Genomic DNA, 11140 nt, shown 5'->3' with positions numbered 1-11140 from the left:
GCGTGTTTATAGTAACCTTTATTAGGGTTTTTTGCTGAATTCTTTCAGGTGGTTGTCGTGATCCCCAGATGGGATCACAGACTCAAAGACCCTGAAAGCGTGGCATTCGCAATTCTTGACGTTTTAGCAGACTTCGAATCAGAAGGAAGCTGAAGAACCTGCCAAAATCCAAAAATTTCCAGTAAAACAATACTGGCAATACTCCTCTTTAAACAATACTACAACCTACCCCTCAGAGACGCCCAGCACTACGGCAGAAAATTCTTCGGAGCAAACATTCACTACTCAACCCTCCACAACTGGGAGAAAAAGCTGAACCTCGAAGAACTGACAAACCACCTCCTGAAAAAACTCCAGAAATTACCCTACGCCAGCACTCAAGCAGACTCAACCATTATTACAAATAAAAAGGGACAGGATAGAAGTTCAGGCAATAACGAGAATCCTGCCGGGTTTACTGTATCCGGTTGCTGTGAAGATCACAACTTCTGAGAACGAGCTGATTGAACTCCTGCCGGGGGTTCTGGGAATTTTATGCTGATGGGGCTTATGATTCAAAGAAAGTTCTGAACACTGTGGTGGAAAGGGTTATCGGCCGATTGTTAAGAAAACTAAGAACGCTCCAGGTGGTTTTGGTAGTAAGAAGAGAGACAGAGTGTTTTCTGAAGAAGAGTACAGGCATAGGAATCCTCATGAGGGGTTCTGGGGGTGCGTTTACAACGTGGTTTGGCAGTAGGATCCCCTGTTTTCTGAAAAAGACTACTGTAACCCGAATCCTGCTTGGGGTAATGTGTTATGGTCTGAAAATCCTCCTCAGAGTCAAATACTGTTTAAATAACAGGGGGTGAAACTAAACACGCCCTGTTAAAATCTAAAACCAAGTTATAAACACAAAAAAGAAGAACATGAGACAGATTTCGAGAAAGATGCTTCAGGTGCGCATAACGTAAAAATATCTATCTAGAGAGGAGTGAACCCTCTGGTAATATTTTTCCAAAACTTCAAACCCAATCCTCTCAGCTACCCTCTCGGCATTGAACTGCGCGGGAAAAGCTATGCTTAAATATCCATCAAGCACTTCATATATGCTTGCGAGGGCTTTTTCATACAGTTCCTCTCTTTTTCTCCCCCCTAGGGTTGCGGAGGTTCCGTAAGGAGGATCAGTTGCAACAGCTTCAAATGTTTTATCCGGAAAGAGCTCTCTAAGCCTTGTAGCATCCCCCTGCTTTAAAACGTAGTTTTTGACTCCATAATGTTCCAGATTCCTTTTAGCGCCTTCAACCATGTCTCTCCTCAGATCAACTCCATAGACTTTTAGACCCATAAGACCCGCTTCGATAAGGATCCCACCAGTGCCCATGAAAGGATCAAGAACCTCTTTTTTTGCCCTTACCAGATTAACCATTGCCCTTGCTACTCTTGGAGGCAAAGCTATAGGTTTGTAAAACGGCCTTTGATCAGCTTTTCGTTCATTAAACGACTTTGCTTTAAAAAATCTCTCTCTAATCCCAACCCAAAGCTTTTTTCCGCAGTAAACTCTGATTAATGTTTGGGGAGAGCTTAGATTCACTTTGAACCCTCTTTTTGATATTATTGCCCCCAATTTCCTCTCAACGTTCTCTACTAAATGGGAACAGTTTACCATTGTCTCTCTATCTACTTTAAAAGTTCCCCTGATGTAGTTTTCCCATTTGACATTTTCTGCTTTTGAATACAGCTCCTCCAAGCTTTTAGCAGAGAACAAAAGCTCGCCGTATTCATGTGCTAAGCCAAGTCTGTTGAGGAAGGGAAACGCCTTTTTATCCCCTTTAAGGGCAAGAAAAAGGTAATCTTTTTCTATGATCCTAAACTCTGGACTAGCCATTTCTAGCAACGCCCTAACTTCCCCTTCAGCCATCTCTGGAAGATTCCCAAGTATCTCGACGTAGAGCATGTAGACACCTTCTTTTAAGGGCTTTTAAGATTTTGGAATGAGAATTAGAATGAGTGCCAGGGTGAGTGGTATTAACGAAGAGAGGAAGTTAATTTTAAAGCTTATTCCACTTAGATAGCCTCCTATTAAAGGCCCAACAACCCATCCAATGCTCATCATCGTATTTAGCATTCCCATAGCCTGTGCCCTTATCTTATCTTCTGTGTTTAATGCCACATAAGAAGATGAGGCACTAATAAAGGCCGACCATTTTATTCCTGAAAGGATGGAGAGAACTATCATTGAATAAATGGTTGCGATTATGCCATATCCGTAGAACACTATCATGTAGCCCACTAGTGATAAAATGAAGATCTTTTTCGCGCCCTTTTTATCAATAGCCCTGCCTATGAAGGGGGCACCTAATGCTGCTGCCAGAGAATCAACACCAAAGAGAATTCCAACCCATTGACTCCCAAATCTTTCTTCAAAGTACACGGATAATACGGAGTAAACTTGGCCAGATGCTACCATTGCAAACAAAACAGACAAGTAAAAGATACCCATTTTGCCCTTTAAAAGATTCCTAAAAGCGTTGCCCTCGAAAATAACCCTCTCGCTCTCTCTGCTTTCTTGCGGAATTATTAATCGCTTGGAACGTGAAGGTTGATGGGGAGTTTCTTCTATGAGCATCACAATTCCAGCTGAAACAATTGATATTACAGCTGATATTACAAAAGCGCTTTTGATGCCAAGGAGTTTGACTATCACACTCCCTAGAAAGTTGCCCAGCATGTACCCTATATTTTCAATGAAGTTAAAGAAACCAAAGGTCGAACCCACCTTTTCCAGAACCGAAAGCTCGGAAATAAAGGCCGTATGAGCGGGGAAAAGTGAAGAGCCTAAAACTCCCTGAAGAATTCTTATCCCAAGGAGCATGGATGGCGTTGTGGCAAATATTACAAAAAGGTACGCAATACCTGAAGAAAAGATTCCAAACGCTATGAACGGCTTTCTTCTTCTAGTTCTATCGGAGAGATATCCAAAAGGATACTGAGCTATGCTAGAGGTTAAATTGAAAGCAACGCTCAAAAGCCCGACAAGAAAAAGCGACCCTCCTAGAATTTTCATGTACACCCCGAGGTATGGGAAAGCTATTCCCCAGCTTATATTGGCTAGAAACATTGAGATTGCCAGGAGAAGGAGATTTCTTTTTCTCTTTTTTCTTATGGAGATTTTTGCAGCGCGCTCTCTAATGATTTGAAGCAGAGAGCGTTCCCGCTTCATGTTCTTACCTCCTCAATTTTTGAGGATGTCTCTGATGAGGGCATTTGCTATCTCTTTGTCTATCGCTCCCGCCCTGAGCTCCCTCAATACCCTCTGAATACCAAAGCGTTTTAAAATCGGCGCACTTTTGGTGGCGTTCCTCCACAGAGGACACCCAAAGCCCAATGCGTATTTTCTGCCGAGGAGGCTTATTGCTTCTCTTTTATCAAGGGCTAAAAAGGCAGGTAGGTTTAGCTTTATCAGGTCTTCCTCTTTGTAAATCGAAATGCTTCCGAAGCTCAGCAGGTCCCCTGAAGCAACTATTTTTATCCCATTTTTTCTCGCGTAGTTTTTAACCGCTTCCATTATCATTGAATGGCATTTTCCACATATTGGAGCCCTTTTCTGTATTTGAGAGCTTATGACTTCGGCATAGTTTGGAACTTCAACAAAAACTGCCCCATACTCCTGGGCTCTTAGGAGTATTACATCCCTCATTTGAGGGAGTCTTACCATTACCGGAACTACATCGAATCCTGCCCACCTAAGGATTAAAAGCGATGCCGTACTGTCACTACCCATTGAAAAAGCCAGAGCAATTTTTTCTTTGATCTTATCTCTATTAAATTCCTTTCCGTAAACTCTGTAATAAATGAGGGCTTTTAATCTCTCGTAAGCTTCTTCACTAATCTCTCCCCTAACCCGCTCGAGGGCTTCAAGGCTTTGATGTAAACGATAGGACTTAACAAAGTCATCTTTTACTGCTTTTATCATCGTGAATGGGTTTAGAGATATGCTTTTAAAGGATTTCTATCTCCTTGCTTGTTCCATCTTCAGCTGGAGCGAAAGATTAAATTTTAGATAGCACAATTGAGTTACGGTGGTGAAGATGTTTGCTGAGATAATCACCATAGGAGATGAACTGCTGACCGGCAACACCATCGACAGCAACTCCGCGTTTATAGCTCAAAAGCTCACGGAAAGGGGATACTGGGTAAAGAGAATAACAACCGTTGGGGATGATGTTGAGGAAATAAAAAGCGTGATCAGAGAGGCTCTCTCCCGAAAGCCAGAAGTCCTGATAATAGCTGGAGGGTTAGGTCCAACACACGACGATGTTACGATGATTGCAGTTGCCAAAGCTCTTGGCGTTGAATTGGAATTGAGGGAGGATGCCCTCAGGAGAATTGAGGGATTTTACTTGGATCTCTATAAGAAGGGCTTTATAGATGATCCGGAAATTAATGAGGCACGTAAAAAGATGGCGTACCTCCCAAAGGGAGCCGAGATGCTCAACAACTCCGTTGGGGCCGCTCCAGGCGCTTTTTTGAGCTATGAAAACACAAAAATATTTGTTCTCCCAGGAATGCCGAGAGAAATGAAGGCAATGCTTGAAAACGAAGTGCTTCCCAGACTTGGAAGGAGAGTGTTCATTCAAAAAAAGCTTCTAGCAGAGATAACAGACGAATCGAAGCTTGCTCCAATATTAAATGAAACGTTGAGCAAGTTCAGGGTAAAGATACACTCATCTCCAAAGGGCTTTGGAAAATACATTGGGATAATTCTCTTTGGAGAATCAGAGGAGGAAATTGAAAGAGCAAAGGAATTCATGGAGGAAAAGGGAATAAGGTTTGAGGAGGTTTAAGGGATCTGGAAGATGCGCATTGTATTTGTCCCCACGGTCTTTCCTATTGGTCTTCCCTCTGTTAAAAGCACTGTATCATCTTCTTTGACTATTCCCAATCCCTTTACCAGCATTATTATGTCCTTTTCGTTAAAGTTCTCCTCCATGCAGAATGGATAAACGCCATAGGAAAAGGCTAAGTTGTTGCAGACCCTCTCACTGCTTGAAAAAGCTAAGATCCATTGCTTTGGTTTGAAGCGGGATATTAGCCTTGGAGTTAGCCCAGTCCTTGTGGGGGTTAGGATGTATTTTATGTCTATGGCACAGAGAGCATCTATAACACTACGTGTTATCGCTTCTTTTATAGTGCTTCTTTTTGGTAACGAGTCAATCCAAGCGCGCAATCTGGAATAACCTAGGGATTCCCTATACTCCTCCGTTGTCTTGGCTATCTTTGCCATCATTTCCACCGATTCAACGGGGTACTTTCCTATGGCGGTCTCTTCGGAGAGCATCACCGCATCAGTTCCGTCGAGTATCGCATTCGCGACATCTGTTACCTCTGCCCTTTTTGGTATCCGTTCGGTGGTCATTGAGACGAGCATTTGAGTGGCAGTTATTACCGGCTTTGCTGCTAAATTGGTCTTTTTTATAAGCTGTTTCTGCATTATAGGGAGCTTTTCAATCGGCATTTCAACGCCAAGATCTCCCCTCGCTATCATTATTCCATCAGCAGCGTTTAGAATTTCATCGAAGTTTCTCACAGCGTCAGGTCTCTCTATTTTTGCAATCACGAAGAGATCTGCATTTTTCTTTTCAAGAAAGCTCTTTACTTTGAGCACATCATACACCGAACCTACAAAAGATAGACCTATGGCATCTACCCCATGTTCAATTGCGAACTCTATTATCTCAAAGTCCCTTGGAGTTATTGCCTCTATCGGGAGATTCGCTTTTGGAATGTTTATCCCCTTATGGGAGAACAGTATCCCTCCGTTCACTACAACACATTCGACCTCATTTTCCCTGACTTCTTCAACCCTCAGCATTATGTAGCCGTCGCTCAGGTATATGGTATCACCCTTTGAAACCAGCTTTGGAAAGTCTTTAAACTCGACAGGAATGGTCGTTTCGTCGCCTTCAACATCTCTTGTTGTGAGAACGACTTTTTCTCCCTTTCTTAGAGTTATAGAGTCCCCCTTCAGCTTTCCGACCCTCATTTTTAGTCCTGGCAGATCGCCTAAAATTGCCACTCTCCTCCCTAATTTCTCGGCAGCATCTCTCACCAACTCGATAGTCTTTGTATGCTCCTCAAAAGTTCCATGGGAGAAGTTTATCCTCGCAACACTCATTCCGGCTTTTATCATCTTTTTTATGATCTCTTTTTGCTTAGAAGCCGGTCCTATCGTGGCAATTATCTTTGTCTTATGAGAGGGAAGCTCCATTTCTCTCACCATTTTCTTTTTCCATCTGGGATTAATTAAGTTTTCTGGAATTCGAAAGATATTTTAAAGCCATCCTCTTAACTTTCTTTATGAGAAGAAAACTGATAACCGCAATTCCTCCTGAGGAGATACTTAAAATCAAGGAGATTTCCAAGGCAAGGGTTGATATAAAAATCCGAGAAGCTGAGGCCTATTTTGGAATGCCCAGATGGGAGATAATCATTGATGGGAGCAACGAGGAAATCGAGAAGTTCATGAACGTCTTGATGAAGTCTAGGGCGGGAGGTTAGTAAAGCTCTCCAATTTTTTCGTTTTCTTCGAGTTCTTTCTCCTTTTTCTCCAGGTATTTGGAGTACCAGCCGGTATAGATGCGAAAGATTAGATAAACCGCTATCAAGCTCAGTATTGCTCCTACAAGCTGTCTATCTGTAACTTCTCTCAGCGGAATGGGCATCTATCTTCCCCCTTTTCGTTCCAAATATTCTTCTAAGAGTGTTTTCAAGCCGAAGAGAATGAAAAACAACAGAAAAAGAATTAAAACCCATTTTGTGGAAACTCCAGATGTAACCTGCATTTATCCCACCAGCGCGTTCTTTAATCCGAATTCTTTCACAAGTTCAGCCGCTTTAAGCATCTCATCGTTTGTAAGTCTTCTATCAATTTCGGGATATTCATGAGCCCTGTACTCTGGACGGTATTGGAACATTACATTGACCCTAACGTTCCTGCCGAGATTTTCGCTTATCCACTCTAAAATTGGCTTTGTGCAGCACTCTAAATGACCCGGCATTACAAGATGCCTTATCAAAAACTCGGCTTTGTAGTGCTGTTTAGCCAGTAAAAAGTTCCTCGTAACTGTTTCCCAGTATCTGGGAGCTTTTGAGTATTTAAGTGCATCTTCGTCGTTGCCCCATTTGAAGTCCCCAAGATAAACATCGACAATCCCATCCAAAAGTTTCATGCTTTTTTCGCTCATGTACATGTTGGAGTTCCACACTACCGGAATCGGAACTTTAACATACTCTAGAGTCTCAAGGATAAAAGGAAGGTTTGGAGTTGGCTCGCCACCAACGAAGTTAACATTCTTCGCCCCCTCAGCATAGGCTACCGCTATCTTAACGGCCATCTCCTTGGGAGAATACCTCAGGCCTACGCGGTATTGGCTTATGTCCCAGTTCTGACAGAACACGCACCTAAAGTTGCACCCGGAAAAGAAGACTGTATAAGACGGCACAAGCTCTGGCTCCTCCCCTATGTGGAGAAAATCACTCGCCACTAAACTTTCTTTCACTCTGCAGTAGCCGATCTCTTCAAATCTATTTGCGTGGCATTTAAACTCGCACAGCTCACAGCTTTCAAGCATTTTATATGCTATTAGAGCTTTTAAATCGAGGAGACTCTTTTTGGGATTCTCTTTTAAATCGTTCTCTCTCAACTTTTCCATCCCTTCTTTGTGCGTTTTCCACAGACTCTCAAGATCCTCATTTTCTCCGAAATTAACCTCTACCTGCTTTGAATAGAAGAAATTTGGCTTTTCTTCTCCGCTTAAGATTGAAAAGTAATGCGGTAATGCATCTTTTGCCCTTTTAATTTCATCGAGTTCTACCCGCCTAAACCACATGACCATCAGTTGTGTTTTGATCATTGAGATTATTTAAATTTTTTTTGTGGTTTTATGGAGTAATCGAATTCATACGAACCAAATCAGCCATCTGTTGCAAATTTTTCGAAACCTTTTGATAAATAAGAAAACTTATTTGAAATGTTTTTGTAAACAATTTTGTTTTCACAATTTGCTAAAAGTAAACTATTTTATGAACCCAAAACCTTTATTAAAATTCAAACGTTAATGAACTTTGGTGGTCTTCTATGAACGGTTGGTGGGGACGAATCCTAAGAGTTGATCTAACAAACAACAAAGTCTGGGTGCAGGAATATTCTCCGGAAGTTGCGAAGAATTTTATTGGTGGTAGAGGTTTAGCAGCATGGATTCTCTGGAATGAAGCAAAGAACGTAGATCCTCTTGGGCCAGAAAACAAGTTAGTTTTTGCAAGTGGTCCGTTTAACGGTCTTCCAACCCCAAGCGGCGGAAAGATGGTTATAGCTGCCAAGAGCCCCCTGACCGGTGGTTATGGCGATGGTAACCTCGGAACAATGGCCACCGTGCATTTAAGAAAAGCCGGTTATGATGCCCTTGTCGTTGAAGGAAAGGCCAAAAAGCCCGTCTATCTCTACATCGAGGACGACAACGTGAGCATTCTCAGTGCCGAAGGTCTCTGGGGCAAAACTACCTTTGAAACCGAGAAAGAGCTCAAGGAGATACACGGTAAGAACGTGGGTGTTCTAAGCATAGGGCCCGCTGGGGAGAACCTCGTTAAATATGCCGTTGTTATCTCCCAAGAAGGAAGGGCAGCTGGAAGGCCAGGTATGGGTGCGGTAATGGGAAGCAAAAAGCTCAAGGCGGTAGTTATCAAGGGTACCAAGGAAATTCCCGTTGCGGACAAGGAGAAGCTTAGGAAGCTTTCACAAGAAGCCTACGATGCAATTCTCAACTCTCCAGGTTATCCGTTCTGGCACAGACAGGGAACGATGGCCGCTGTGGAATGGACAAATGAGAACTCCGCCTTGCCGACGAGGAACTTCAGCGACGGCTCTTTTGAGTTCGCCCGCTCAATAGACGGCTACACAATGGAAGGTATGAAGGTTAAGCAGAGGGGCTGTCCATACTGTAACATGCCCTGTGGAAACGTGGTTCTTGATGCTGAAGGTCAGGAGAGTGAGCTGGACTATGAAAACGTCGCCCTATTGGGTTCAAACCTTGGCATAGGAAAGCTTAACGAGGTCTCAGTTCTCAACAGAATTGCAGATGAGATGGGGCTTGACACGATTTCGCTTGGAGTTTCAATATCCTATGTGATGGAAGCTAAGGAGAAGGGCATAATAAAAGATGACGATGCTCCAGAATTTGGTGACTTCAAGAAGGCCAAGCAGCTTGCATTGGACATAGCCTACAGAAGGGGTGAACTTGGAAACCTTGCAGCTGATGGTGTCAAAGTGATGAGCGAAAAGCTCGGTGCCAAGGACTTTGCAATGCACGTAAAAGGTCTTGAGGTCAGCGGTTACAACTGTTACATCTATCCGGCAATGGCCTTGTCATATGGAACTAGTTCAATCGGTGCCCACCACAAGGAAGCGTGGGTCATTGCATGGGAAATTGGTACCGCACCAATTGAAGGCGAAAAGGCCCAGAAAGTTGAGTACAAGATAACCTACGACCCAGAAAAGGCCGCAAAGGTTATTGAGCTGCAAAGACTTAGAGGTGGCCTCTTTGAGATGCTCACTGCCTGTAGATTGCCATGGGTTGAAGTTGGCCTAAGCTTGGATTACTATCCGAAGCTTCTCGAAGCAATCACCGGTGTTAAGTACACATGGGACGACCTCTACAAGGCAGCCGATAGAGTTTACGCCCTCATTAGGGCTTACTGGGTTAGAGAATACAACGGCAACTGGGGCAGAGAGATGGACTATCCGCCTGAGAGGTGGTTCAAAGAAGGCCTTAAGAGCGGCCCATACAAAGGTCAGCACCTTGAGAAGGACAAGTATGACGCTCTACTCAGCGAATACTACAAGCTCAGAGGCTGGGATGAGAGAGGTGTTCCAAAGAAGGAGACACTCAAGGAACTTGACCTTGAGTTCGTCATCCCAGAGCTTGAGAAGGTTACGAAGCTCGAGTGAGCTTTTTTCTTTATCTTTTTTGTCTCTTGGGCTTCTTGACTTCTCTTGTTTTGAAAAGAGATTTTCAAAAGAAAATGAAAAAAGTTCAAGTAAGGTAATCATGCTCATGATAACTTGTTCTCCAATATCAGTTCTTTGTGGATTTTGGATCCGTAGGGAGTTTCTATGTTGATGGTTATCTTGGATATCTGGCGGTTAGTTATAAGCTGGACCTTAGAATCCTTATAAACTCCCTTGAATTCATAAGTTCCAGAGAATAGTCTCCTCTGCTTTAGCTGCCACTTGGACTCATTTAATAAGATTTTCAACCTTTCTATCCGGAATGAAGAGTATATTTCCCGTTGTATTAGTTCTTCCCTTGTTATTCCTGTTATTTTTTCCCATTCTTTGTCTTTTATGTCATACATTGTACCATTAACGTTTACGTACCCTGAGACATTACCTCCGGGGCGTGTTTAGTTTCACCCCCTGTTATTTAAACAGTATTTGACTCTGAGGAGGATTTTCAGACCATAACACATTACCCCAAGCAGGATTCGGGTTACAGTAGTCTTTTTCAGAAAACAGGGGATCCTACTGCCAAACCACGTTGTAAACGCACCCCAGAACCCCTCATGAGGATTCCTATGCCTGTACTCTTCTTCAGAAAACACTCTGTCTCTCTTCTTACTACCAAAACCACCTGGAGCGTTCTTAGTTTTCTTAACAATCGGCCGATAACCCTTTTCCACCACAGTGTTCAGAACTTTCTTTGAATCATAAGCCCCATCAGCATAAAAATTCCCAGAACCCCCCGGCAGGAGTTCAATCAGCTCGTTCTCAGAAGTTGTGATCTTCACAGCAACCGGATACAGTAAACCCGGCAGGATTCTCGTTATTGCCTGAACTTCTATCCTGCCCTTTTTTTATTTGTAATAATGGTTGAGTCTGCTTGAGTGCTGGCGTAGGGTAATTTCTGGAGTTTTTTCAGGAGGTGGTTTGTCAGTTCTTCGAGGTTCAGCTTTTTCTCCCAGTTGTGGAGGGTTGAGTAGTGAATGTTTGCTCCGAAGAATTTTCTGCCGTAGTGCTGGGCGTCTCTGAGGGGTAGGTTGTAGTATTGTTTAAAGAGGAGTATTGCCAGTATTGTTTTTACTGGAAATTTTTTGGATTTTGGCAGGT

At 43.1% G+C, this 11140-nt stretch carries 13 protein-coding genes; 4 read left to right on the top strand and 9 right to left on the bottom strand.

Annotated features, from left to right (window positions below; all coding sequences use genetic code 11):
* Positions 1-503 precede the first annotated feature (503 nt).
* Positions 504-848 carry a hypothetical protein gene (locus tag THEPK_RS13055; RefSeq protein ID WP_156882146.1) on the top strand — a complete coding sequence of 115 codons (345 nt, stop codon included), beginning with the start codon at positions 504-506 and terminating at the stop codon, positions 846-848.
* 83 nt (positions 849-931) lie between these two features.
* On the opposite strand, the gene THEPK_RS05875 is transcribed toward THEPK_RS13055, so the two are convergent.
* Genes THEPK_RS05875 through THEPK_RS05865 form a run of 3 tightly spaced genes read right to left on the bottom strand, consistent with a single transcriptional unit; the run spans position 932 to position 3952 of the window.
* Positions 932-1933 (bottom strand): TIGR01177 family methyltransferase, encoded by a 1002-nt coding sequence (locus THEPK_RS05875; protein ID WP_042699479.1) that lies wholly within the window; start codon positions 1931-1933, stop codon positions 932-934.
* 24 nt (positions 1934-1957) lie between these two features.
* Positions 1958-3199 carry an MFS transporter gene (locus THEPK_RS05870; RefSeq protein ID WP_042699476.1) on the bottom strand — a complete coding sequence of 414 codons (1242 nt, stop codon included), beginning with the start codon at positions 3197-3199 and terminating at the stop codon, positions 1958-1960.
* Between the two features lie 12 nt (positions 3200-3211).
* On the bottom strand, positions 3212-3952 hold the full coding sequence (locus THEPK_RS05865) for an ATPase (protein WP_042699473.1): 741 nt from the start codon (positions 3950-3952) through the stop codon (positions 3212-3214).
* A gap of 115 nt (positions 3953-4067) precedes the next feature.
* On the opposite strand from THEPK_RS05865, the gene THEPK_RS05860 reads away from it, so the two are divergent.
* On the top strand, positions 4068-4823 hold the full coding sequence (locus THEPK_RS05860) for a molybdopterin-binding protein (RefSeq protein ID WP_042699471.1): 756 nt from the start codon (positions 4068-4070) through the stop codon (positions 4821-4823).
* On the opposite strand, the gene pyk is transcribed toward THEPK_RS05860, so the two are convergent.
* Positions 4820-6247 (bottom strand): pyruvate kinase, encoded by a 1428-nt coding sequence (gene pyk / locus THEPK_RS05855; protein WP_042699469.1) that lies wholly within the window; start codon positions 6245-6247, stop codon positions 4820-4822. The genes THEPK_RS05860 and pyk overlap by 4 nt on opposite strands.
* Before the next feature lie 89 nt (positions 6248-6336).
* Between pyk and THEPK_RS05850 the strand changes: the two genes are divergently transcribed.
* Positions 6337-6537 (top strand): TIGR04140 family protein, encoded by a 201-nt coding sequence (locus THEPK_RS05850; protein WP_042699467.1) that lies wholly within the window; start codon positions 6337-6339, stop codon positions 6535-6537.
* Here THEPK_RS05850 and THEPK_RS13380 read toward each other — a convergent pair.
* Together THEPK_RS13380 and THEPK_RS05845 are read right to left on the bottom strand one after the other, a co-directional pair.
* Positions 6534-6701 (bottom strand): hypothetical protein, encoded by a 168-nt coding sequence (locus THEPK_RS13380; protein WP_198011292.1) that lies wholly within the window; start codon positions 6699-6701, stop codon positions 6534-6536. The genes THEPK_RS05850 and THEPK_RS13380 overlap by 4 nt on opposite strands.
* 120 nt (positions 6702-6821) lie before the next feature.
* Complete coding sequence (locus THEPK_RS05845) at positions 6822-7874, bottom strand: radical SAM protein (protein WP_156882168.1); 1053 nt, start codon at positions 7872-7874, stop codon at positions 6822-6824.
* A 242-nt stretch (positions 7875-8116) separates the two neighbouring features.
* Here THEPK_RS05845 and for point away from each other — a divergent pair, with 242 nt between their 5' ends.
* A complete protein-coding gene (for, locus tag THEPK_RS05840; protein ID WP_042699465.1) occupies positions 8117-9982 on the top strand; it encodes a tungsten-containing formaldehyde ferredoxin oxidoreductase in 1866 nt (621 codons plus the stop codon).
* 104 nt (positions 9983-10086) lie between these two features.
* Here for and THEPK_RS05835 read toward each other — a convergent pair whose 3' ends face one another.
* From THEPK_RS05835 to THEPK_RS13375, 3 genes are all read right to left on the bottom strand, one after another.
* The gene (locus THEPK_RS05835; protein ID WP_042699459.1) at positions 10087-10389 is read right to left on the bottom strand and encodes a hypothetical protein; all 303 of its coding nucleotides are present in this window, start codon (positions 10387-10389) and stop codon (positions 10087-10089) included.
* A gap of 54 nt (positions 10390-10443) precedes the next feature.
* The gene (locus tag THEPK_RS05830) at positions 10444-10821 is read right to left on the bottom strand and encodes a hypothetical protein (protein WP_042696758.1); all 378 of its coding nucleotides are present in this window, start codon (positions 10819-10821) and stop codon (positions 10444-10446) included.
* 50 nt (positions 10822-10871) lie between these two features.
* On the bottom strand, positions 10872-11140 hold a 269-nt coding region (locus THEPK_RS13375; protein ID WP_042699462.1), incomplete at its 5' end, for a hypothetical protein.

The organism is Thermococcus sp. PK, from assembly GCF_000430485.1.
Taxonomy (GTDB): Archaea; Methanobacteriota_B; Thermococci; order Thermococcales; family Thermococcaceae; genus Thermococcus_A; species Thermococcus_A bergensis.
Note: the sequence above shows the minus strand (reverse complement) of the source record. Positions and strands in the feature narration are given on the sequence as shown.